Here is a 23,444-nt window from a genome sequence, read left to right on the forward strand (position 1 = left end):
AGCACGTCAATCCGAATGGCGGCGCGATCGCGCTGGGCCATCCGCTCGGCATGTCGGGCGCGCGCATCACCGGCACGGCGGCGCTGGAGCTGCAGGCTCGCGGCGCCAAGCGCGCGCTCGCCACCATGTGCATCGGCGTCGGCCAGGGCATCGCCATCGCCATCGAGGCGGTGTGAGCTAACGCACCTCGTGCGACCAGGCCTCGCTGGTGCGGCGGAGGCGGTCGATCAGGATGGCGGCGGACGGGGTCAGGAGGCCTTTCTTGCGCCGGTAGATGCGGAAGGTGCGGCGCCATTCCAGTTCCGGGGCGCAGACCTGGGCGATCTCGCCACGCTCCATCTCGGAGCGCATCAGGGGCAGGGGCATCCAGCACAGGAGATCGCCGGCCAGGACGGCGGATTTGACCACCTGGACCGAGCGCGAGACCACCACCGGAGCCTTGGGATCTATCGAGCGGGCGTGGAAGCGTCGCTGCCACTCGCGCACCGTCGGGGTGGCGTCCGGCGGCAACACCCAATCGAGGCGGGCTGCGTCCAGAAGCGTCAGTTCGGGCCTGTCGAGAACGGGATGGCCGGCGCGGCAGAACACGGCGACGAGGTCGTGCATCGGTTCCGGTGTCGCCAGCGTGATCTCGTCGTCGATATAGGGTTCGGGCGAGATGGCGATGTCGATCCGGCCGTCCTTCAGCGCGTCCAGCACGCGGTCTTCCAGATCCTCGACGACACTGAACTGCACCTCAGGGTGCTCCTCGCGCATCATGCCGACGGCCGCCATGACGAAGCCGCCGACCACGCTGCCGACGCCGCCGATGCGAACGACGCCGCGGCTCGCGCCGCGCATCTGGCGGATGACGTCGTCGGCGTTGCCGATCTCCGAGACGATCAGCTTGGCATAGGGCAGCAGCGCCTCGCCGAAGACCGTCGGCTCGACGCCGCGCGTGGTGCGGTGGAACAGGGCCACGCCATAGCTTTCCTCAAGCCGCTTGAGCATGCGTGTGACCGCGGGCTGCGTCATGTTCAGCGCGGCCGCTGCCCCGCCGAGACTGCCGCGGCGGGCGCATTCGAGGATCACGGCGGCGGATCTTACTCCCAAAGTCATGCGATTTTGTAATGGCTTTGCGAATCTTCTTCAATTCCATGTCAGGACTTTATTTGCGAAGATCGCGTATCGTTCCGCTCAGTTCGGGGCGTGTGCCCAGGGAGGATACATGAACACCATGTCAACGGACTTCGGGTCCGGAACCCGGCTTGGCGCCCTGACGGTGGCCGAGGCCGTGTTTGAATACTTGCGCGAGCAGGGGATCGACCGCGTCTTCGGCAATCCCGGCTCCACCGAATTGCCGATGTTCGTCGATCTGCCCGACGGGTTCTCCTATGTGCTCGGGCTGCAGGAATCCATCGTCGTCGCGATGGCAGACGCCTATGCGCAGGTGACCGGCAACGCAGCATTCGTCAATCTGCATTCAGCGGCCGGGCTCGGCCATGCGATGGGCAATCTCTATACCGCGTTCAGAAACCGCGCGCCGCTGATCGTGACGACCGGCCAGCAGACACGCGACCTGCTGCCGCATGATCCGTTCCTTTTCAACGAGAGCCCGATCGAACTGCCGAAGCCCTATGTAAAATGGGCGATCGAGCCGGCGAGGGCCGAAGACGTTCCCGCCGCGATCGCACGCGCCTATCACATGGCGATGCAGGCGCCGCGCGGGCCTGTCCTCGTTTCCGTTCCGCTCAGCGACTGGGACAAGCCGGCCGGCGAGATCGCGCAGCGCTCGGTGCATACCGTACTCGGTTGCGATGCGGGCGCGCTGGACGCCGTAGCGTCGAAACTCGATGCGGCGCGCGCACCGGTGATCGTCGTCGGTCCCGGCGTCGATATCGATGACGCCTGGGACGAGACCGTGCGTCTTGCCGAGCGCCTGCAGGCGAAGGTGTGGGTTGCGCCGCTGTCTGCCCGGTGCAGCTTTCCGGAGCGGCATCCGTTGTTCGCCGGTTTCCTTCCGGCGCGCCAGCCGGACGTATGCCGGGCGCTGGAAGGCGCGGACTACATCCTGGTGCTGGGCGGCCCGGTCTTCACCTATCATTTCCCGGGCAGCGGCCGGCACATCCCGGAGGGTTCCGAACTCTGCCTGATCACCGACGATCCGCAGCAGATCGCCGGCGCGATCGTCGGATCGGCCGTCCGTTCCAACATTCGCGTGGCCGCGAAGGGTCTGGTTCAGCGGATCGCGGCGCGCGACAAGCGCGCGGACCTGCCCGCACGCAGGATTAAGCGCCTGCCGGTGACCAGGAACATCACGCCCGGCTTGCTGTATCAGGTGCTCGCCGATCTGCGGTCGCCCGACAGCATCATCGTCGAGGAAGCGCCGACCGCGCGCGGAGCCTTGCACGATCATTTCCCGATCGAGCGCCCGCGAGGATTTCTCGCCACGGCGAGCGGCGGTCTCGGCTACGCGCTTCCGGCATCGGTCGGAGCCGCGCTCACGGGACCGAGCGAGCCGGTGATCGCGATTCTCGGCGACGGCTCCAGCCTCTACGCCATCCAGGCGCTGTGGTCGGCTGTCGAACACGACGCCGATCTTCTGGTCATCATTCTCAACAATGGCGGCTATGCCGCTTTGAAAGGTATGGCCGCGCAAGGCAGTCGCGTCGATGGGGTGGAGATCGGCCACATGGATTTCGTGGCGGTCGCCGAGGCGCAGGGCTGCCGCGCGGAGCGCTGCGACGACGGCACCAAACTTTCGTCCAGCCTGGAAACTATGCTGCGGCAAAAGGGGCCGCGTTTGCTTGAGGTCATTCTGTCAGAGGAGGAATCTGCAATGAATGTCATGGTTCAAAACGAAACCGCGTCGGTCGGACCGGCGAAATTCTTCATCGGTGGCGAGTGGGTCGATCCGCTTTCCAACTCGACGCTCGAGGTGATTTCGCCTGTGACCGAAGAGCTGGTGATGCGCTATCCCGAGGCGAGCACCGCCGACATGGATCGCGCGGTCGCGGCTGCCCGCGACGCCTTCGACTACGGTCCCTGGCCGCGCATGTCGCCGGCCGAGCGCGCCGGATATCTGCGCAAGGTCGCTGCGCTGCTGACGGAGCGGCTCGACGACATCGCCCACGCCTGGACCCTGCAGGTCGGTGCGCCGATCATGCTGACCAAGAAGCTGGTGGGCCAGAACCCGACGCTGTTCAACTACTACGCCGACCTGATCGAGACCTATCCCTTCGTCGACGATCGTAGCCGCGACGACGGCGGCAAGGTGAAGGTGGTGAAGGAGCCGGTCGGCGTCTGCGCGGCGATCACGCCGTGGAACGCGCCGCTGGTGCTGCTGTCCTACAAGATCGCCGCCGGCCTCGCCGCAGGCTGCACGATGGTCGCCAAGCCGTCTCCGGAGACGCCGCTGGAAGCCTACATGCTGGCCGAATGCATCGAGAAGGCCGGCCTTCCCAAGGGCGTCTTCAACCTCGTTCCGGCGGGACGTGAAAGCGGCGACTACCTGGTGCGTCACACCGATGTCGACAAGGTCGCCTTCACCGGCTCCACCATCGCCGGCAAGAAGATTGCCGCGGCCTGTTCCGACAGGCTGGCCCGTGTCAGCCTGGAACTGGGCGGCAAGTCGGCTGCCGTGCTTCTCGACGATGCGGATTTCTCCGCCGCGATGATGCCGCTGATGATGTATTCGATGCCGATCACTGGTCAGGTCTGCTTCTCGCTGACCCGCATCCTGGTGCCGGAATCGCGCAAGCAGGAATTCGTCGACATGTATGTCGGCGCGGTGAAGAACATCAAGGTCGGCGACCCGTTCGACCCGGCAACCCAGATGGGGCCGCTGACGATGGCGCGCCAGCTCGAGCGGGTGCAGGGCTACATCGCCGCCGGCCGCGAAGAGGGCGCGACGATCGCCTGTGGCGGTGGCCGGCCGGCAGGTCTGGACAAGGGCTATTTCGTCGAGCCGACCGTGTTCGTCGATGTGGATCCGTCCATGAAGATCGCGCAGGAAGAGATCTTCGGCCCGGTTGTCTCCATCATCAGCTACACGGACGAGGAAGATGCGGCGCGCAAGGCCAATGATTCCGCCTACGGCCTGAGCGGCGCGGTGTTCACGTCCAATCCGGAGCGTGGTTACGCGATGGCGCGGCGCATGCGCACCGGCAGCGTGACGGTCAACGGCATGATCGTCGATCCGAAGCATCCCTTCGGCGGGTTCAAGCAATCCGGCATGGGACGTGAAGGCGGTCCTGAAGGCCTCGACAACTACATCGAGACCAAGACGATTCATTTCGGCTGACGCGAAAGCCTTCGTGAGTGAATGTGAAAACCGCCGGATTTTCCGGCGGTTTTTCGTTGTGGCTGATTAGAGAACTTCGAACAGTCCGATGCGCACGGAACTGGCGTGGCGTTCGCCGGTGCCGACGAACACGGTGCGATTGAGCCAGGCATAACGCGGATCGCCCGTCTGCAGGCGCGGTTGGGTGCGCATGTAGTAGAGGGCGGGATCGACGTCCTCGCCGGCCGCGAGGCGGGCCAGAACGTCTGCCGGGCCGTGGCGGAAGCCGAAATTGCGCACGTCGATCAAGGCGCCGTCATGGGTCTCGATCGCATAGCGGGTGTCGAGTTCGGCATAGCCCTCATCGAAGACCGTCTGCCAGTCGGCGCCCAGGTTGAGCACCTTGCCGCTTAGGCGCTCGCCTTCCACGGTGCCGCCGATGATCGGGATGATGCGCCCGAACCCGCCGGGCGCCGCGCCTTTTTCCATAGGCGGGGCGAGTTCGGCGGTGATGACGCAGAGCGGGCGCAGTGCGGGTGGTTGCATCGCCCCCTCCTATCTCATGGTCATCGGCAGCAGCAGAACGATGCCGGGGAACATCACCAGGATCGCCAGCCGGAACAGGTCGGAGACGATGAATGGGATGACGCCCTTGAAGATCGTCGTCAGTTTCACGTCCTTCGCGATCGTGTTGATGACGAAGACGTTGATGCCGACCGGCGGCGTGATCAGGCCGAGTTCCGCGGTCATGACGATGATGATGCCGAACCAGATCGGATCGAAGCCAAGCTGGATGATGACCGGATAGACGATCGGCACAAGCAGGATGATCATCGCCATGGAATCGAGGATGCAGCCGGCGACGACGAACAATCCCAGGATCAGCGCCAGCGTCCCGTAGGGGCCGAGATCGAACGCGATGAGCACGTTGGTCAGCTTCTGCGGGGACTGGGTGATGGCGAGGAAGTAGCCGAAGAGAACCGCACCGATTAGGATCGTGTAGACCGCCACGGAGGTGCGCAGGGCCTCGGTCAGGCTCTCGATGATCGTGCGCACGTTGAGCCGTCCGCGCACTATGCCGATCACCATGGTCAGGAAAGCGCCGACGGCAGCGGCTTCGGTGGGCGTGGTGACGCCGAGATAGATGGCGCCGATCACCGCGATGAACAGCAGCATCACCGCCCAGATGCCGGACAGCGAGGCGAAGCCTTCACGAATGTCGAACGGCTTGCCTTCCGGAAGGCCCTTGCGGTGGCCGATCAGCACGGTCGCCATGTACATGACCATGGCAAGGATGCCGGGCAGGATGCCCGCCATGAACAATTGGCCGACGTCGTTTTCGGTGATGTAGGCGTAAACCACCAGCACGACCGAAGGCGGGATCAGGATTCCGAGCGTGCCGCCGGCCGCGATCACACCCGATGCGGTCTCGTCGCGGTATCCGAAGCGGCGCATTTCGGGCAGGGCGACCTTCGTCATGGTGGCCGCCGTCGCGACCGTCGATCCGCAGATCGCGGCAAAGCCCGCGCAAGCGGCGATGGTCGACAGCGCCAGGCCGCCGCGGAAAGAGCCGAGCCAGGCGTTGCCGGCCCTGAAGAGTTCGCGCGACATGCCCGAATTGGTGGCGAAGATCCCCATCAAGATGAAGAAGGGCACCAGCGTCAGATTGAAGTCACCCACCACGCGGATCGGCGAGGAGGCAAGCAGGTTGAGCGCGGGGTTGATGCCGCGAATTGAGGCGAAACCGAAGACGCCGACAAGACCCATGGCCACGCCGATCGGCACGCGCAGTGCGATCATCGTGAAAAGGGCGACAAAGCCCGCCAGGGCGATCCAATCACCATGCGCCATTTCACTCGTCCCCGAATTCGCTGTTTTCAGCGTGTTCCAACTCACCGCGTCCCGTCGCGATCAGGTAGAGCCGCATGACGACGGTCACCATGGTTGCCGCCGTTCCGGCCCAGATGATGCTCATCAGGGGCCATACGGAAATACGCAGGTCGAAGGTCGCCTCGTTGCTGCGCATCGCACTTTCCACGCGGTCGAACATCTTCCAGGTCAAGAGGGTGACGAAGAAGAGGAGCATGGCCCAGGCGAAAACGTCGACGATACGGCGGACCGTGGGCGACATCATTTCGGCGAAGAGATCGACCTTGATGTGGCCGCCGCGATAGCCGACGGATGCGAAGCCCCACATGATGCAGGCCCCGATCAGCAGGCGCGAGATGTCGAAGGCGTCGGGAATGGGCCAGGCAAACAGATACCGTCCGACCGCGGAGGCGCAGACGAGGATCGTGCATATCCCCAGGAGGAGGCCAGCAAGGACTTCAACCCACTGGCAGAATGTTTCGAGAGCGCGGATCATTGTGTCTTGGTTCTTGTTTGAGAAGGGAGAGGCAGGCGCTCGTGCGCCTGCCTCCAAGTTGGCTTGCGCCGCCGCTTACTCCACGTAGGCGTCGTACTTCTTCAGCGTCTCGACGAGACTGTCATAGGCGGCATCGGCGTCGATGCCCGCTTCGGCCGCGGACGCTTTCCACTCGCCGGTCAGCGGCGCCATCGTCTCTTTCCAGAGAGCGAGCTGAGCGTCGTCGGGCGCGTAGAGCGTGTGGCCTTCCATGTCGGCGATCTTCTGGCGGCCACTCGCTTCGGCGTCGGCCCATCCGGATGCCATCTTCTCGGACCATTCCGGCGTGCAGTGATCGTCGATGACCTTGCGGTCTTCCGGCGCCAGGCCGTCGATCTTGGCCTTGTTCATGACGAAGGCGAAGCTCGTGACATAGAGCGGGATGTCGAGGTGATGGGTCACCAGATCCTGTGCGCCGAAGACGAACAGCGAGCCCCAGGGCGAGGCCGTCACGTCGGCCGTTCCCTTGGCGAGCGCTTCGCGCATCGCCGGGGCCGGCACCTGCACGGACGCGCCGCCCATCAGGTTCACCGCGCGGGCGAGGGTGCCGTGGGCGGGACGGATGTTCTTGCCGGCGAAGTCGGCCGGCACGGCGAGCGGGCCGGTCTTGCCGTGCAGCGTGCCCGGATCGTGGAGGTGCACGAGGCAGACATAGACGTCGCTCATCTCCTGCTCGGCATATTGCTGGTACCACTCATGCACTGCGCGCGAGCCGCCCTTGGCGTTGGAGATGTGGAACGGCAGTTCCGCGGCCGCGATGATCGGGAAACGGCCCGGCTGGTAGCCCGGATTGATGAAGCCGATGTCGACGATGCCGTCGCGCGCCATGTCGTAGTGGTCCGGTGCGGCGCCGAGCTGCTGGGACGGATAGATCGTGATTTCGATCCGTCCGCCCGAGGCTTCCTTGATCGATTCAGCCCAGGGCTCCATGCCGGAAGGCTGAAGCGGGTGCGTGGCGGGAACCCAGTGCGACAGCGCCAGTTCCACTTCCGCGGCCTGTGTCGCGCCTGTCATCAGAGCGCAGCTCGCCACGGCAGCCATCAGAATACGTTTCATGTGATTTCCTCCTCACTCGTCTCCGGTTCGTCCGGAGTCCATTCACTCAAGGCCCAACGCATCGGATCGACGCGTTGGGCCGTGTCTTCAGGCAGGCGGGTGATCGCCTTAATTACCCACCGTAATAGGAATCGTATTTCTTGAGCGCGTCAATCAGCCCGTTGAGGATCGGATCGGGATCCTTGCCCATGTCGGAGATGGTCTTCTTCCACTCATCCGTCAGCGGTGCCGCAGCGTCCTGCCACATCTTCACCTGCTCGGCGTTCGGGGTGTGCAGCGTGTGCTCCGGATCGGCGGCGATCTTGTCGCGGCCGGCCGCTTCGACGTCAGCCCAGCCCGAAGACATCTTCTCAGCCCATTCCGGGGTGCAGTGATCCTCGATGACCTGCCGGTCCTCGGTCGCCATGCCTTCCAGAACGCCCTTGTTGATCACGAAGACGTTGATCGAGGCGTAGAACGGCATGTCGAGGTGATGCTTGACCAGCGAATCGGCTCCGAAAATGTAGAGCGATTCCCAGGGCGATTGGGTAATGTCCGCAGTGCCCTTGGCGAGCGCCTCGCGCATGGCGGGGGCGGGGACCTGCACCGACGCGCCGCCCAGCAGGTTCACGAAGCGGGCCTCGGTCGCGTTGGCCGGACGAACGGTCTTGCCCTTGATGTCCTCGGGAACAAGGATCTTGTCCTTGCCGTGCATCGTGCCCGGGTCGTGCGAGATCGCCATGCAGAAGTAGACGTCGCTCATCTCCTCTTCGGCGTATTGCTTGTACCACTCAGTCAGGCCACGCACGCCGCCCTTGGCGTTGGCGAAATTGAACGGCAGCTCTGCGGCGGACATGATCGGGAAACGGCCCGGCTGATAGCCGGGGTTGATGAAGCTGATGTCGGAAATGCCGTCGCGCGCCATGTCGTAGTGGTCGGCGGCGGCGCCGAGCTGCTGGGCCGGATAGATCGTGACATTGATTCGTCCGCCGGACGCCTCTTTCATCGATTCGATCCACGGCTCCATGCCGAGCGTTTGAAGCGGATGGGTGCCGGGCACCCAATGGGCGAGGCTCAACTCCACTTCGGCTGCGGAAACCGAACTTGCCATTCCCAGGGCGAAGGCAACGGCTGTCAACGTCTTTGTATACATGATCTCTCCCTTGCGTGCCTTGGCGCTCGCGTTTTCGCGGCGGCCTCCTCCTGGCAGCGCTTGTTAAGTATCATCATAGAAAACTCCGCACGACAAGGGTTCATTAGGCTGATCATTGTAGAGATGGCGATCGGACGCCAGATCCGTTGCGATTGTCTCCCCACGCTTGTGAAGAACGTCGTCAAATGGTGATGGACCTGGAAATGCATACATCGTATGCAGTCCCGGGATTTGAGGGAAAGCGGCGAGGGGGAGCCGCCCCAGGGGAGGAGAAGCGAATGTCGGCGGATGCCGCGCGATTGGCGGAATGGAGAACGCGTTACCCGGTTCTCGGTGAACTCGAGGCGAAGGCACGCGGCCGGATTCCGGCCTTTCTCTTCGACTATCTGCAAGGCGGCACGGGCGAGGAGCTGTCGTGCCGGCGCAATATCGACGCCTTGAGGTCGGTCGAGATCGTGCCGCGCTACGGCATCGACCTCTCCACGACCGACACCGCCGCCGAGCTGTTCGGCCGACGGTACGCCGCACCGCTTGCCATCAGTCCGATCGGGATGGACGGAGCCATCTGGCCCGGCGCGTCGCAATTGCTTGCCGCAGCGGCACGCGAGGCCGGCATCGGCTACATGATGAGTTCGATGGCCGCCGATTCAATCGAGCGCGTCTCGACGGTCGCGGGCGAGAGGTTCTGGTTCCAGCTCTACGGCTTCGCCGCCAACGATCACGCGACCAGCTTCGATCTGATCGACCGTGCGCGTGAGGCGGGAGCGCGCGTGCTTGCCGTGACGCTTGACATCCCGGCGCCCGCGCGCCGCGTGCGTGACATGCGCAACGGCATCGCCATGCCCATGCGGATCACGCCGGCCATGGCCGTTGCCGCAGTGATGCGGCCGCAGTGGCTGGCGGCGGTCGCGCGGGCCGGGATGCCGAGATTCGGCAATTTCGCTCACTATTGTCGCCAGGGCGCTGGCAAGGCCGAGGTCGATGCTTTCGTCGCCGCCGGCCGGCCCGGCGCCGGCGTCACATGGGAGGTGCTTGCACGGTTTCGCGACGCCTGGCCGCACGCGATGGTGGTCAAGGGCGTCATGCATCCGGGCGACGCCGAAAAGGCGGTCGCGCTCGGACTGGACGGGGTGATCGTCTCCAACCATGGCGGCCGGCAGTTCGATCCGGCGCCGGCGCCGATCGACGTGCTGCCGGCGATCCGGTCCGCCGTCGGCGCCGAGCCGACGATCCTCATCGATGGCGGGTTCATGTCGGGAACGGACGTGCTGAAAGCTCTCGCGCTGGGAGCCAACGGCGTGATGGCGGGGCGCGCCTTCATGCTCGGCCTTGCCGCGCTCGGCGAGGACGGCGCCCGCCATGTCATCGCGACCTTGATGGAGGAATTGCGGATCGGACTCGCCCAGACCGGTGCGAGGACGGTCGCCGGTGCCCGCGAACTCGCGGTCCGCCATCCCGGCGCATGGAAATCGGAAGATTTCCGCGCGGCGGAAACCGGATCGAAAGACGCATCCGGTAAGTAGGACAAAAATACAAAAGTGTACGCGTAACAGGGACGAGTTGGATGAAGTTTGGAGATGCGATTGCCGAGATCCTGAAAAGGGAAGGGATCGAGGTGGTGATTGGCTATCCCGTCAATCATGTTCTGGAACATGCGGCCGTCGCCGACATTCGCACGATCATCGTGCGTCAGGAGCGAACCGGGCTGCACATGGCGGACGCGATTTCGCGCATGACGTCGGGCAAGAAGATCGGCGTGTTCGTCTGCCAGTCCGGGCCGGGAGTGGAAAACTCCTACGGTGCGGTCGCGCAGGCTTACGCGGAATCGGTGCCTGTTCTCGTCATGCCGGGTGGCTATGCGCGTCGCCAGGCGCATATCGATCCGAATTTCAATTCGACTGTTTCGATGCGCGACGTCACAAAATCGGCCGAGCCGGTCAACGACGCGCGCGAACTGGTCAACATCATGCGCCGGGCTTTCTCGCGCCTGCGCAACGGTCGCGGCGGCCCCGTGCTGGTCGAGATTCCCAATGACATCTGGGACGAGGAAGTGCCGGAGCCGCTGGATTACCGCCCCGTCGTTTCGACGCGTAGCGGACCCGATCCGGAGGCGGTGAAGAAGGCCGTGGACCTTCTGCTGGCCGCCAAGCGCCCGGTGATCTATGCGGGCCAGGGCATCCATTATGCGCAGGCCTGGCCGCAGCTGAAGGAGCTCGCCGAACACCTCGGCATTCCGGTCTCGACCAGCCTTGAGGGCAAGAGCGCGTTTCCCGAGGACCACGCGCTGGCGCTGGGGTCTGGCGGCGCGGCGATCCCGATGACGATCCGGCACTTCCTCGACGAGGCCGACGTGATCTTCGGCATCGGCTGCTCCTTCACCGAGACCGCCTTCGGCGTGCAGATGCCGAAGGCGCCGAAGCGTGTAATCCATGCCACGCTCGACGCGGACCATATCAACAAGGATTACGGCTGCGAGATCGGCCTGGTCGGCGACGCCGCGCTCACGCTGGACGCGATGCTGGCGGAAATCCGGGCGCGAGGCGTCCAGCGCCGCTCGTGGACCTATTTCAGCGACGAGATCGCCCAGGTTCGCGCGGAATGGCTGAAGATCTGGATGCCGAAGCTGACGTCGAACCAGGCGCCGCTCTCGCCGTATCGCGTGCTGTGGGACCTGCAGAAGACCGTGGATGTGGCCAATACGATCATCACCCACGACGCGGGCAGCCCGCGCGACCAGCTCTCGCCATTCTGGAAGTCGGTGACGCCGCTCTCCTATATCGGGTGGGGCAAGTCCACCCAGCTCGGCTACGGGCTTGGTCTCGCTATGGGCGCGAAGCTCGCTTGCCCCGACAAGCTCTGCATCAATGTGTGGGGCGATGCGGCGATCGGCTTCACCGGCATGGATTTCGAGACCGCTGCGCGCGATCGCATTCCCATCCTGTCGATCCTGCTCAACAATTTCTCGATGGCGATGGAATTGCCCATCATGAAGGTGTCGACTGAGAAATACCGTGCAACCGACATCTCCGGTCACTATGCCGATTTCGCAACGGCGCTTGGCGGCTATGGCGAGCGCGTGACCGATCCCGCCGAAATCGGCGCCGCGATCCGGCGCGGCATCGCCAAGACCGAGGAGGGCGTTCCGGCGCTTCTCGAATTCATCACCTGCAAGGAAATCGACGCCTCGCGCATCATGCCGAAGGGATACCCATGAGCGACACGCAGACCGCCGCCGCCGTCATCGACACATTGAAGCCGATCCTCGGCGACCGCCTGGTGACGTCGGGGGCCGTGCGCGAGCACCATAGCCATGACACGTCGTGGATGGCGCCGAGCATGCCTGACGCGGTGGCGTTTCCGCGCGACGAGGACGAGGTGGTGGCGATCGTTCGGGCCTGCGCGACGCATGGCCTGCCGGTCGTGCCGTTCGGTGCGGGATCCTCGATGGAAGGGCACACCATACCGGTGCGCGGCGGGATCACCATCAACACACGCGAGATGAACCGGATTGTCGAAATCCGCCCCGAGGACGGGCTGGCTATCGTGCAGTCCGGCGTGACCCGCAAGCAGTTGAACGAGGAATTGCGGGCGACCGGCCTGATGTTCTCAGTCGATCCGGGCGCCGACGCCTCGCTCGGCGGCATGGCGTCGACGCGCGGCAGCGGCACGACGGCGGTGCGCTACGGCACGATGCGCGACAATGTCATGGCGCTGAGGGTCGTGACGCCGGACGGTACGGCGATCCATACGGGCAGCCAGGCGCGCAAATCCTCGACCGGCTACGACCTGACGCATCTCTTCGTCGGCGCGGAGGGCACGCTCGGCGTGATCACCGAACTGACGGTCAGGCTGCATCCGATCCCGGAGGCGGTGTCGTCGGCGGTTTGCGCCTTTCCCGACGTCGCCAGCGCCGTGAACTCGGTGATCGAGACCGTGCAATACGGGGTGCCGGTGGCGCGCGTGGAATTCCTTGACCCGGTGGCGATCGCCGGGGTCAACGCCTATTCCGGTCTCGACATGAAGGTCGCGCCGACGCTCTTCTACGAGTTCCACGGCACTCCGAATTGGGTCGCGGAACAGGCCGAAATCGTGCGCGGGATCGTTGACGGTCATGGCGGCGAGGACTTCCAGTGGACCGACAATGCCGACGAGCGGGCGAAGCTGTGGCAGGCCCGCCACGACCTCTACTGGGCCACGAAGGCGCAGCGGCCCGGCTGCGAACTCTACACGGGCGACATCTGCGTGCCGATCTCGCGACTGGCAGAGAGCATCGCGGCAGCGCGCGAGGATATCGACGCTTCCTTCCTGAAAGGGCAGATCATCGGCCATGTCGGCGACGGCAATTATCACACCGCCTATCTGATCCACCCGGAATCCAAAGAGGAACTGGCCGAGGCCGAACGGCTCGGCGATCGCCTTGTCGAACGGGCGCTCGCCATCGGCGGCACGGCGAGCGGCGAGCATGGAATCGGCGTCGGCAAGCTGAAGTTCCTGCGCCGTGAACATGGCGACGCGGTCGATGTGATGAAGCGCATCAAGGCGGCGCTGGATCCCGCCGGGATCATGAATCCCGGCAAGATGGGGCAGGAGGGCTGAGCGGCGCTCAGCCGCGGCCGAGGAACGGGTTCTTCACCGGCAGGATGACCGTGTCGAGCATGGTGAGCTCGGGCGGCAAGCTGCACATATAGACGACCAGTTCGCCCAGCATTTCCGGCTCGAGGCAGTTTTCCGTCAGCTTGTCGGTGCTGCCCGGGGCGAGCATGGAGCGGGTCGCGCCGGGATGCAGCGTCGAGGCGGTGATGTTGTCGTCGCGTCCGTCCAGGCAAATCTGGCGCGTCAGGCCTTCGATGGCGAATTTCGTCATGGTGTAGGCCGGCGAATGGTGGCGCGGGATCTTGGCCGACAGCGAGCCCATGTTGATGATCCGCCCGCCGCGGCCCTTCATCGAGCGCATCGCTTCGCGCGCGCAGATCACCGCCGAGGTGAGGTTGGTGGCCAGCATCTGCTGCCAGCGTTCCGTGGACAGGTCGGGCAGGGGCGTCGCGTCGGCCATGCCGGCATTGTTGACAAGGATGTCGACCGGACCGGCAAGCCGCTCGGTCTCGGAAAACAGGCGCAGCAGGTCATCCTCGTTGGTGACATCCGTCGGCACGACGAAAGCCGTTCCACCCTCGGCGGCAATTTCGGCAGCCAGCTCCTGAAGCTTGTCGGCGCTGCGGGCTGCCAGGACCGTGACCACACCGGCCTTCGCCAATTCCTCGGCCACGCCACGTCCGATGCCGCTGCTCGCCCCGGTGACGATCGCCACCTTGCCTTTGATCGATTGCATGCTTTCCTCCCATCTTGCGTACATCCCGGACCTCCGGGACATGCGATCTCCACCTGTTTTCAACGCTGCGACCGGTGAAAGCAAGGGAGTTGCGGCGCGAATGTATACACCTTTGATCTCACGCGTCTGATGCGCACAAAAAACACCGGCTGCGGGGCAGCCGGTGTTTTCAAAGTCAGGCGGGTTAGGATCAGGAGGCGACGCCGCCCCAGATGGCTTCGGCCGTGTTGACCACCAGTTCCAGCTTGCGGCGCTGGTCGTCATAGGTGATCGCATTGCCTTCCTCGGTGGAGGCGAAGCCGCATTGCGGCGCGATGCCGAGCTGGTCGATGTCGCAATACTGCGACGCTTCCTCGAACTTCGCCTTCAGCCAGTCGATGCTCTCCAGTTCCGCGGTCTTTGTCGTGATGAAGCCGGGCAGCACCCGCTGCTTGCCTTTCGGCAGAAGCTTCAGTGCCTCGAGCCCGCCGGCACGGTCGGTGTCGTACTCCATGAAGAAGATATCGACGCCGGTCGAGAAGATGGCTTCGGCGGCAAGGTCGTAGGCGCCTTCGGCGGCGTGGGTCGAGCGGAAGTTGCCGCGGCACATATGCATGCCGATCGTCATGTCGTCGGGCCGGTCCTTGATCGCCTCGCGCATCATCCATGCGTAGCGGTCGATCAGCCAGTCAGGATCCTGGCCCGCGGCGGCCTTCGCTTCGCGATGCTTCGGATCGCAGAGATAGGCGAAGAAGATGTCGTCCATCTGCAGGTAGCGGCAGCCGGCGTCGTAGAACGCCTGGACGGCCTTGGCATAAGTGGCGGCAAGGTCTGCAAACAGGGTCTGCGGGTCCTTGTACTCGGCCGGATGGATGTCTTCGACCGCAGTGCGGAAGTGGCAGCAGGACGGGCCGGGGATCGAGATCTTCGGCATGACCTTGGTGTTGTCAGCGACAAACTTGAAGTGCTCGATCATCGGGTGATCGGACGGGAAGTCGAGCTTCGCGTTGATCGTCGGGAAGATCGGACGCAGCTTGACGCCCGCGAACTGCACGCCTTCGTCGCGCTCTTCGAGGTCGAGGCCGGTCAGCATGCCCATGAAGTCATAGTGCCAGAAGGAGCGGCGCGCTTCGCCGTCGGTGACGACCGGCAGGCCGATTTCTTCCTGCATCTTGATGAGGTCAACGATTGCCGCGTCCTCGACGGCTTTCAGCTCGTCCGCGGAAATGGACTTGTCTTCGTAGAAGCTCTTGCGGGCCTGCTTGACCGGTTCGGGACGCAGCAGGCTGCCAACGTGGTCGGCGCGATATGGCGGTTTTGCAACGGTCATCGGAATCTCCCCATGCAAGACATTTGTTGTGGTTGGCGTGCTTGTACCGGCGCTTGTCGCGGCCTGCAACAGCGTTCGCGTGCGCGTCTTCGAAGCTCAGGGCCAGTCGGCGAAGCTCGGCGGCGAAAAGCCGTCGGTCTCCGGGGCCGCGGCGGCCATCATCTTTCGAAAACGGCCGGGCGTCAGCCCGGTCATCCGGCGAAAGAAGTTGGAGAAATGGGCCGGGTCGCGAAAACCGAGCGAATAGCTCAACTGCTTGATCGATAGCGTCGAGCGCTCCAGCCCGAGCGCCGCCTCGCGCGCGAGCCGCTCGGCGATCAGCGACTTCGGCGTCTTGTTGAGTTCGCGCACGCAGATGGCGTGGAGCCGGTCGTGGGTGATGCCGAGTTCCTGTGCATAGTGTCCGACCGGGTGGTGGGCGCGAAACCCGGCCTCCAGAAGCTGCCGGAAGCGCTGCAGGTAGTGGGCGCTGTTGCCGTGCGTGACGCTGGCGATTTCCTCCTCGCCGGTCGCCCGCAGGATCGTGACGAGGACGATGCGCAGATGCGCCACGATCATCATGCCGGTGGCCGCCTGTTGGGTGCGCACCTCGTCGAGGATGCTTTCGATGTGTTGGCGGATGGCGACCAGGGGAGCGCTGCTATCCTCAAGCGGGCGGGTCCAGTTGCCGTCGAACAGTCGCTTGAGGGCAGCGGATTCGAAGAAGTCGCCGATGGAACGGGCCAGCGTCTCTTCCGTGATCTCTGCGAGATAGCCGGCCGAACCGGCCTCCAGGATGAGCTTGAAGTCGCCGGCGGTCTGACGCCAGGCGATCGACGGCCCGCTGAGGACCGCTTCGGAGCCGCGGCCCTCGATGCGCGCGTCGCCGTCGCTCAGGAGGAAAAGGATGTGCGCCTTCTCGCCCGCGCCGCGCTTCAAGGTCTCGATGCGGCGCTGCAATCCGCTCTCCAAATGGCTGACATAGATCGGCAGCTTGGTGAAGAGCGGGAGATCAGAGACCATTTACCAGTTTCCTCGAATGCGCGGCGCTGCACCGTTTATCCGTATTTTCCGCAATATTCGACCAAGAAATTGCATTTTCTTTCAAGGTGTATACGCTATCTTTGATTGCAGGATGGAAACGGCCCGCAGAGGCTGTGGGATGTACACATCCCTGGACGGTACAAAGGTCCGGGGAGCAGGGAGGAGGAATGCTGGAAACGGCGCTCCTGATAGACAGTGCGATGGTTTCGGCCACGCGGGGTGAGACGTTTGATCGGCTCGATCCCGTGTCGCTGGAGGTTTCGACGCGCGCCTCGGCCGCGAGCACCGAGGATGCGGTACGCGCCGCCAATGCTGCCGCGCGCGCCTTTCCGGGCTGGTCCTCGACGGTTCCGAGCGAACGCCGCGAAATCCTCAATGATGCCGCCAGTCTCCTGCTTCAACGCGCCGACGATTTCGTCGAGGCGATGATCAGCGAGACGGGCAGCACGGCTTCGTGGGGCCAGTTCAATTGCCGATTGGCGGCGAGCATGTTGCTAGAAGCCGGGGCGATGGCCGGCCAGGCGACGGGCGAGGTGATCCCCGCCGAGCGGCCAGGCGCATTCGCCATGGCGATCCGGCAGCCATGTGGCGTTGTGTTCTCGATGGCGCCATGGAACGCGCCCGTGATCCTGTCGACGCGTAGTGTCGCCATGCCGCTTGCCTGTGGCAACACGGTCGTGATGAAGGCGTCCGAACTGTGTCCTCGGACGCACGGGCTCTTGGGTGAGGTGCTCAACGAAGCCGGCCTGCCGAAAGGCTGCGTAAACGTCATTCATTCCGCTCCGGAGACTGCGCCCGAGGTCGTCGAGGCGCTGATTGCGCATCCGGCCGTTCGCCGGGTGAACTTCACCGGCTCGACGCGCGTCGGCCGGATGATCGCCGAGAAGGCGGCTCGCTATCTGAAGCGTTGCCTCCTCGAACTTGGCGGCAAGGCGCCGGTGATCGTTCTGGACGACGCGGACATCGATGCCGCCGTCGACGCCGCGGTGTTCGGCGCGTTCTTCAACCAGGGCCAGATCTGCATGTCGACCGAACGCATCGTCGTTGACGAGAGCGTGGCCGACGAGTTCGTGGACAAATTCAAGACGCGCGCCAACGCCATTCGCGCCACCGACCCGCGCGATCCGGATTGCGTGCTCGGCGCGATGATCACCGAACAGGCCGCCCAGCGGGTCAAGGGGCTCATCGATGATGCCGCGATGAAGGGTGCAAAGCTGGTAACCGGCGGACGTCAGGAAGGCGTCTTCGTCGATCCGGCGATCCTCGACAATGTCTCGCCGGCGATGCGCATCTATCACGAGGAAAGTTTCGGGCCTGTCGCCTCGATCATTCGGGTCAGTGGAGAGGACGAGGCGGTGTCTGTCGCCAACGATACGGAATACGGGCTCGCGGCGGCAGTGTTCAGCCGCGACGTCAGCCGCGCGCTCGCCGTGGCCCAGCGGCTGGAAACGGGGATTTGTCACGTCAATTCGGCGACGATCTATGACGAGCCGCAGATGCCGTTCGGCGGGGTGAAAGCCTCGGGCTACGGCCGTTTCGGCGGACGGGCCGGCATCGACGAATTCACGGAGCTGCGCTGGATCACGATCCAGAACGGCAAACACGAGTACCCGATCTGACCGATCGGGATCCATGCAACCAACGTTCTCAAAGGGAGGAAGCCAATGGAACGTAGAACTGTGATCAAAACTCTCGCCGCATCGCTTCTGGCAAGCGCGGTCCTCGCCGGACCGGCCGTCGCCGAAGATGTGATCAAGATCGGCGCAAGCGCCCCGAAGACCGGCCCGCTGGCCGGTGGTGCGGCGGTCACCTACTGGCCGGCCGTGCAGCTCTGGGTCCATGACGTCAACGAGCGCGGCGGCATCGACGTCGGCGGCACGAAGATGAAGGTCGAGCTGATCGAATATGATGACCGCACCTCCAACGAGGAAGCGATCAAGAACGTTCAGCGCATGGCCACCGTCGACAAGGTCGATTTCATCGTTCCGCCCTATGGCACCGGCATCAACCTCGCCGTGGCGCCGCTGATCGCCAAGAACGGCTATCCGCACATCGCCGTCACGGCTGTCGCGGATGGGGTCGATGATTTCGCCAGCCGCTGGCCGAATTCCTTCTGGACGCTCGGCACCTCGGAAGGCATGGCCTCGTCGCTCGTCGATCTGCTCAAGGACATGCGCGAAGCCGGCCAGATCAACGACAAGGTCGCTGTCGTCAACGTCGCCGACGCGTTCGGCATCGAACTGGCCAACACCGGCAAGCCGGCGCTGAAGGAAGCGGGCTTCGACATCGTCTACGAGACGTCCTACCCGCTGCAGCAGCAGGATTTCGCACCGATCATCTCGGCGGCGAAGAATGCCGGTCCGGACACGTTCATCGCGTTTTCCTATCCGGGCGACACGTTCGGTCTGACCAAGCAGGCTGCGATCGCGGATCTGCCGGTCAAGGCCTACTATGTGGGCGTTGCGACCGCGTTTCCGGCCTTCGCAGGTGCCAATGGCGCAGCAGCCAACGGCGTCATGGGCGTCGGCGGCGTGAATGCGGAAAGCCCCGCCTATCAGGACTTCGCCAAGCGTCAGGAAGAAGTGACCGGCGTCGCGCCCGACTATTGGGCGAGCCCGGTGCAGTATGCGAGCCTTGAAGTCCTCGAACAGGCCATCACGGCAGTCGGTTCGCTGGACAAGGCCGCGGTGATCGAGCAGCTCAAGAGCGGCACCTTCGAGACGATCATGGGCGAGTGGACGTTCGACAACAACGTCATCCGCAAGTTCTGGACGGTTGGCCAGTGGCAGGACGGCGTCTTCCACGGCATCGCTTCGACCGGGGTTGGCGGCGAGACCGCACCGATCCTGAAGTCCGGCTGGAACTGATCACTAACCACAAAAACCGGTGCGGCTTTTGCCGCACCGGCGAAAATCGTAGAATTGATCCATGGACATTTTGGTGACGGGGACGGTGCTGGGGGGCACCTATGCGCTGATCGCGCTCGGGCTGACGCTGCAATACGGCGTGGCGCGAATCATGAATCTCGCCAACGGGGAAAACCTCGTTCTGGCGTGCTTCTGCGCGTTCTGGCTGCACACGGCCGCCTCCATCAATCCGATCATCGGCATCGCGCTGATCGCGCCCGGCGCCTTCGTGCTCAACTGGCTGATCTACGCCTACGGGATGCGGCCGCTGGTCGACCGGGCGAAGAACCGGGGACAGCTTGAGATCGACAGCATTCTGGCGACGTTCGGTCTGATGTTCATCATGCAGGGCGTGATGCTGCTCGTCTTCGGCGGCGGCTATTTCTCCTACAATTTCCTGTCCGAGCCGGTGCGCATCATGGGCGAGAATTACGGGCTCAACCGTATCGTCGCGCTGATCGCCGCGGTCGTCATCGCGGCCGCACTCTACGGCTTTCTCTATCGTACGCGTTACGGCACGGCCGTGCGCGCGGTCGCTGTCAATCCGGCGTCGGCCAGCCTGGTGGCGATCGACGTGCCGCGCATGTCGGCCTTCGCCTTCGCGCTCGGCGGCGGCCTGACAGCGGCGGGCGGCGCGCTGCTCTCGACCTTCTACACGTTCAACGCCTCCATGGGCGTGATCTTCACCATGAAGGCGCTGATCATTGTGATCATGGGCGGCGTCGGCGATGTCCGCGGCGCGGTGCTGGCCGCACTGCTGCTCGGCCTCGCCGAGACGGCCGTGGCGACGCTGATCGACCCGGGCCTCACGCTGGCGGCCACCTACACGCTCTTCATCCTGGTGCTGTTGTTCCGGCCGCAGGGCATTTTCGGAAGGCAAACGGCATGAGCCTCATCAAGGAAACGGAACAGCGCACGGGCGGGATCGCGCTCCTGCTGTTCGGCGCGGCGGCGCTCATTCCGCTGGCCGACGACGGCTACTACCTGTCGATGGCCGTCAATATCGCCATGTATGCGGTGCTCTGCACGGCCTGGACGCTGTTCTCCGGCCCGACCCATTACGTCTCGCTGGCGACGGCGGCCTTCTTCGGGGTCGGCACCTATTCGGTGGGCCTTGGCATCGACACGCTGCCATTTCCGCTCCTGATCGCAATCGCCGCGGTGGCAAGCAGCATCCTTGCAGGCCTCGTCGGCCTGGCGACGCTGCGCCTGTCGGGCGTCTATTTCGTGATCTTCACGCTGGGCCTTGCCGAACTGGTGCGCCAGGTCGTGACATGGCTTCAGGTCAATTTCGTCGGTTCGGTGGGCCTTTATGTCTTCACCGACCTGACCGAGGCGCACATCTTCTGGATGCTGCTGGCGCTGGCCGCGCTGGTCTATGTCACGGGCTGGCTGGTCAACCGGTCGCGGCTCGGATTTGCCATGCGCATCATCGGCAATGACGAAACGGTGGCGCGTCATGTCGGCATCGACGTCGCACGCTCCAAGGTGATCCTGTTCATGATCTCCGGCGCGTTCATCGGCATCACGGGCGCGATCCTGGCGCCGCGTTTCGCCTATGTGGAACCGCCGTCTGCCTTCAATCCGGTGATCTCGTTCCAGGTGGTCATCATGGCGCTGCTCGGCGGCACGGGACGGCTGTGGGCGCCCTTGCTCGGCGTCATCCCGTTCACGATCCTGTTCGATCAGATCTCGGCCAATTTCCCGAACTACACGAGCCTGCTGATCGGCATCGCCTTCATGGCCATCGTCTACTACCTGCCGCGCGGCGTCATCGGGCTCGTCGATGACATCCGGATGCGTCAGACGAAGCGGCACGAACATGCGGCGGGTGTTCCGGAGGCTGCGGAATGACCGGGTCTTCGCTTCTTTCCGTCGACACCGTGCTCAAGGCCTTCGGCGGGCTCGTCGCCGTCAACGACGTCAGCTTCACTGTCAAGCAGAGCGAACTGATCGGGCTCATCGGCCCGAACGGATCGGGCAAGACGACGATGATGAACCTGATCTCGGGCGCGCTGAAGCCGACCTCGGGCACGATCCGTCTTAATGGCGAGGCCATTTCCGGCCTGCCGGCGCATGAGATCTCGCGTCGCGGCGTCGCGCGCACGTTCCAACTCGTGCGCATCCTGCCGTCGCTCTCGGCGATCGAGAACGTCATCGCGGGGGCGGTGTTCGGTCATGTGCGCGCCTGGGGCGACGACGCCTATCGCGAGGCCGAGGTCCTGCTCGATCGCGTCGGCCTGGGTGGCCGCGGCGGCGCGCCGACCGGCTCAATGACCTATATCGACCAGAAGCGCCTGGAACTCGCCCGCGCGCTCGCCTCCAACCCGCGCCTGCTGCTGCTCGACGAGTGGCTGGCCGGGCTCAATCCGAGTGAATTGAAGATCGGTATCGAACTGATCCGCGACCTGCGTGAAGATGGACGTACGATCATCATGGTGGAGCATGTGATGGACGCTATCCGGTCGCTTTGCGACCGATGCGTGGTCATGTCGAGCGGAGTGAAGATCGCCGACGGGTCCGTGCACGACGTGCTGGCGCAACCGGAAGTCATCAGCGCCTATCTGGGAGCCGACGATGCTTGAGGTCAGCAATCTTTCCGTTTCCTACGGCGCACACAGGGCGCTGGAGGATGTTTCGATCCATGTGGCGACAGGCGAGATCTGCGTGATCCTCGGCGCCAACGGGGCGGGCAAGAGCTCGCTCCTCAAGACGATCGGCGGCATGGTGCGTGCGGCGTCGGGTGCGCGGATCCGTATCGACGGCCGGGACATCACGCAGGCCAAGCCGCACAAGGTCGTGGAGGCCGGACTGGCACTGGTGCCGGAAGGGCGAGGCATTTTCGGCGACTTGACGGTGGCGGAGAATCTTCAGCTCGGCGCCTACGGGCCGCAGGCACGCTCCAGCGAAGCGAAGCGCCGCGAGGACGTGTTGAAGCTGTTCCCCAAGCTGGAGGAACGCCGCAACCAGATCGCGCGCACGATGAGCGGCGGCGAACAGCAGATGGTCGCGATCGGCCGCGCACTGATGTCCAATCCGAAGATCCTGATGCTCGACGAGCCGTCACTCGGCCTGTCGCCCTTGCTGACCAAGGATCTGTTCAAGTCGCTCAAGGCAGTGCGCGAGACCGGTGTCGGCATTCTTCTGGTCGAGCAGAACGCCAAGCAGAGCCTGGCGATCGCGGATCGCGGCTATCTTATCGAAAACGGCCACATCACGGGCGAGGGAACGGGCGCTGAACTGGCTCACGACCCCGCCGTGCAGGCGGCCTATCTGGGCGGGGCCGCTGCGGCACCACAACACAAACGGGAGGCGAACATGCGCGAGGAACATCGGCACTATTACGTGCCTGCTGCCGCTGGCGGACAGCGTGCAACCGCGGCCGCGATGCCGGCAACACCGCAACCTTCGACGGCCGTCGCTGACGCCGCGATGCGGACTGACGGGGCGGTCAGGGCGGAGCACAGGCGTTTCTATGTTCCGGCCGGCGCGATGGTCGGCGGCAGGACGGTTGAAAGCCAGCCGGGCACCGTGGCAGCTCAGTCCGGGCCTGCCGCCAGCCGGGAATCGCAGGGCTTCTATGTTCCGGCGGGCGCGAATGGCGCCGTCAACGGCCATGCCAACGGGCACGGCACTGGTCCGGCCAAGCAGGTGAGCACGCAGGAAGACGCGATCATCGTGTCGAACCAGGCGCATGATCTCAGCCGGAAAGCCGCGGAATTCGCCAAGAGGGCGGCACAGATACAGCGCCACCATGTCGAGGCGCAGCGCGTCGATCACCACTTCAGCACTGCCTCGGCGCTGGTTGCGCAGGCTCCGCTGAAGGCCGGCCCGACGGCGTTGCCGTCTGCCCTCGATCTCAGCCGCCGCGCCGCGGAAATGGCCGAACGTGCCTCGCGCATCGGACGCGATCACGTCACGTCTGGACGCGGGAAATAATCGGCCGGGACCACCCGGCACCACAACCATTCGACAACAGGCCCAAGAGGCCGAACACCTCGGCCGGCAAACGCAGCCGGAGCGG

At 64.4% G+C, this 23,444-nt stretch carries 19 protein-coding genes and 1 pseudogene; 11 read left to right on the forward strand and 9 right to left on the reverse strand.

What is annotated here, in order from left to right; translation table 11 throughout:
* Nucleotides 1–176, forward strand: a pseudogene (locus tag MRY80_RS02300) (3-oxoadipyl-CoA thiolase); the annotation flags it as partial.
* A 1-nt stretch (nucleotide 177) separates the two neighbouring features.
* Here MRY80_RS02300 and MRY80_RS02305 read toward each other — a convergent pair.
* Nucleotides 178–1,098, reverse strand: coding sequence for a LysR family transcriptional regulator (locus tag MRY80_RS02305; RefSeq protein WP_293287527.1), 921 nt, complete (start codon nucleotides 1,096–1,098; stop codon nucleotides 178–180).
* Nucleotides 1,099–1,207: 109 nt separating this feature from the next.
* Between MRY80_RS02305 and mdlC the strand changes: the two genes are divergently transcribed.
* Nucleotides 1,208–4,282 (forward strand): benzoylformate decarboxylase, encoded by a 3,075-nt coding sequence (gene mdlC / locus MRY80_RS02310; protein ID WP_293287529.1) that lies wholly within the window; start codon nucleotides 1,208–1,210, stop codon nucleotides 4,280–4,282.
* Between the two features lie 66 nt (nucleotides 4,283–4,348).
* Here mdlC and MRY80_RS02315 read toward each other — a convergent pair whose 3' ends face one another.
* The 5 genes from MRY80_RS02315 to MRY80_RS02335 all read right to left on the reverse strand — a co-directional run bounded on the left by MRY80_RS02315 (nucleotide 4,349) and on the right by MRY80_RS02335 (nucleotide 8,853).
* Nucleotides 4,349–4,807: a DUF3237 domain-containing protein gene (locus tag MRY80_RS02315; RefSeq protein ID WP_293287531.1), complete on the reverse strand. Its 459-nt coding sequence runs from the start codon at nucleotides 4,805–4,807 to the stop codon at nucleotides 4,349–4,351.
* A gap of 9 nt (nucleotides 4,808–4,816) precedes the next feature.
* The gene (locus MRY80_RS02320) at nucleotides 4,817–6,112 is read right to left on the reverse strand and encodes a TRAP transporter permease (protein WP_293287533.1); all 1,296 of its coding nucleotides are present in this window, start codon (nucleotides 6,110–6,112) and stop codon (nucleotides 4,817–4,819) included.
* A 1-nt stretch (nucleotide 6,113) separates the two neighbouring features.
* Nucleotides 6,114–6,626, reverse strand: a complete 513-nt coding sequence (locus MRY80_RS02325; protein WP_293287535.1) for a TRAP transporter small permease — start codon at nucleotides 6,624–6,626, stop codon at nucleotides 6,114–6,116.
* Between the two features lie 75 nt (nucleotides 6,627–6,701).
* On the reverse strand, nucleotides 6,702–7,721 hold the full coding sequence (locus MRY80_RS02330) for a TRAP transporter substrate-binding protein (RefSeq protein WP_293287536.1): 1,020 nt from the start codon (nucleotides 7,719–7,721) through the stop codon (nucleotides 6,702–6,704).
* A 112-nt stretch (nucleotides 7,722–7,833) separates the two neighbouring features.
* Nucleotides 7,834–8,853, reverse strand: a complete 1,020-nt coding sequence (locus MRY80_RS02335; RefSeq protein WP_293287539.1) for a TRAP transporter substrate-binding protein — start codon at nucleotides 8,851–8,853, stop codon at nucleotides 7,834–7,836.
* 278 nt (nucleotides 8,854–9,131) lie between these two features.
* Here MRY80_RS02335 and MRY80_RS02340 point away from each other — a divergent pair, with 278 nt between their 5' ends.
* The 3 genes from MRY80_RS02340 to MRY80_RS02350 are packed head-to-tail and all read left to right on the forward strand — an operon-like array spanning nucleotide 9,132 to nucleotide 13,449.
* Nucleotides 9,132–10,376: an alpha-hydroxy acid oxidase gene (locus MRY80_RS02340; RefSeq protein ID WP_293287542.1), complete on the forward strand. Its 1,245-nt coding sequence runs from the start codon at nucleotides 9,132–9,134 to the stop codon at nucleotides 10,374–10,376.
* A gap of 41 nt (nucleotides 10,377–10,417) precedes the next feature.
* Nucleotides 10,418–12,067, forward strand: a complete 1,650-nt coding sequence (locus MRY80_RS02345) for a thiamine pyrophosphate-requiring protein (protein WP_293287544.1) — start codon at nucleotides 10,418–10,420, stop codon at nucleotides 12,065–12,067.
* Nucleotides 12,064–13,449, forward strand: coding sequence for an FAD-linked oxidase C-terminal domain-containing protein (locus MRY80_RS02350; RefSeq protein WP_293287545.1), 1,386 nt, complete (start codon nucleotides 12,064–12,066; stop codon nucleotides 13,447–13,449). The genes MRY80_RS02345 and MRY80_RS02350 overlap by 4 nt, the downstream gene beginning before the upstream one ends.
* A gap of 7 nt (nucleotides 13,450–13,456) precedes the next feature.
* Here MRY80_RS02350 and MRY80_RS02355 read toward each other — a convergent pair whose 3' ends face one another.
* From MRY80_RS02355 to MRY80_RS02365, 3 genes are all read right to left on the reverse strand, one after another.
* On the reverse strand, nucleotides 13,457–14,182 hold the full coding sequence (locus tag MRY80_RS02355) for an SDR family oxidoreductase (RefSeq protein ID WP_293287546.1): 726 nt from the start codon (nucleotides 14,180–14,182) through the stop codon (nucleotides 13,457–13,459).
* A 190-nt stretch (nucleotides 14,183–14,372) separates the two neighbouring features.
* Nucleotides 14,373–15,491 carry a 5-methyltetrahydropteroyltriglutamate--homocysteine S-methyltransferase gene (locus MRY80_RS02360; RefSeq protein WP_293287547.1) on the reverse strand — a complete coding sequence of 373 codons (1,119 nt, stop codon included), beginning with the start codon at nucleotides 15,489–15,491 and terminating at the stop codon, nucleotides 14,373–14,375.
* A 96-nt stretch (nucleotides 15,492–15,587) separates the two neighbouring features.
* Nucleotides 15,588–16,493: a helix-turn-helix domain-containing protein gene (locus tag MRY80_RS02365; protein ID WP_293287549.1), complete on the reverse strand. Its 906-nt coding sequence runs from the start codon at nucleotides 16,491–16,493 to the stop codon at nucleotides 15,588–15,590.
* A gap of 188 nt (nucleotides 16,494–16,681) precedes the next feature.
* Here MRY80_RS02365 and MRY80_RS02370 point away from each other — a divergent pair, with 188 nt between their 5' ends.
* The 6 genes from MRY80_RS02370 (at nucleotide 16,682) to MRY80_RS27255 (ending at nucleotide 23,359) form a co-directional block, all read left to right on the forward strand.
* On the forward strand, nucleotides 16,682–18,133 hold the full coding sequence (locus MRY80_RS02370) for an aldehyde dehydrogenase (protein WP_293287550.1): 1,452 nt from the start codon (nucleotides 16,682–16,684) through the stop codon (nucleotides 18,131–18,133).
* A 45-nt stretch (nucleotides 18,134–18,178) separates the two neighbouring features.
* Nucleotides 18,179–19,381, forward strand: a complete 1,203-nt coding sequence (locus MRY80_RS02375) for an amino acid ABC transporter substrate-binding protein (protein WP_293287553.1) — start codon at nucleotides 18,179–18,181, stop codon at nucleotides 19,379–19,381.
* Nucleotides 19,382–19,442: 61 nt separating this feature from the next.
* On the forward strand, nucleotides 19,443–20,309 hold the full coding sequence (locus tag MRY80_RS02380) for a branched-chain amino acid ABC transporter permease (RefSeq protein ID WP_293287555.1): 867 nt from the start codon (nucleotides 19,443–19,445) through the stop codon (nucleotides 20,307–20,309).
* Nucleotides 20,306–21,274, forward strand: a complete 969-nt coding sequence (locus MRY80_RS02385) for a branched-chain amino acid ABC transporter permease (RefSeq protein ID WP_293287557.1) — start codon at nucleotides 20,306–20,308, stop codon at nucleotides 21,272–21,274. Before MRY80_RS02380 ends, MRY80_RS02385 begins: the two co-directional genes overlap by 4 nt.
* A complete protein-coding gene (locus MRY80_RS02390) occupies nucleotides 21,271–22,005 on the forward strand; it encodes an ABC transporter ATP-binding protein (RefSeq protein WP_293287560.1) in 735 nt (244 codons plus the stop codon). The genes MRY80_RS02385 and MRY80_RS02390 overlap by 4 nt, the downstream gene beginning before the upstream one ends.
* Nucleotides 21,998–23,359: an ABC transporter ATP-binding protein gene (locus tag MRY80_RS27255; protein WP_346433373.1), complete on the forward strand. Its 1,362-nt coding sequence runs from the start codon at nucleotides 21,998–22,000 to the stop codon at nucleotides 23,357–23,359. The genes MRY80_RS02390 and MRY80_RS27255 overlap by 8 nt, the downstream gene beginning before the upstream one ends.
* Nucleotides 23,360–23,444 lie beyond the last annotated feature (85 nt).

The sequence above is a fragment of the Oricola sp. genome, assembly GCF_022763245.1.
In the GTDB taxonomy this organism is placed as follows: Bacteria; Pseudomonadota; Alphaproteobacteria; order Rhizobiales; family Rhizobiaceae; genus Oricola.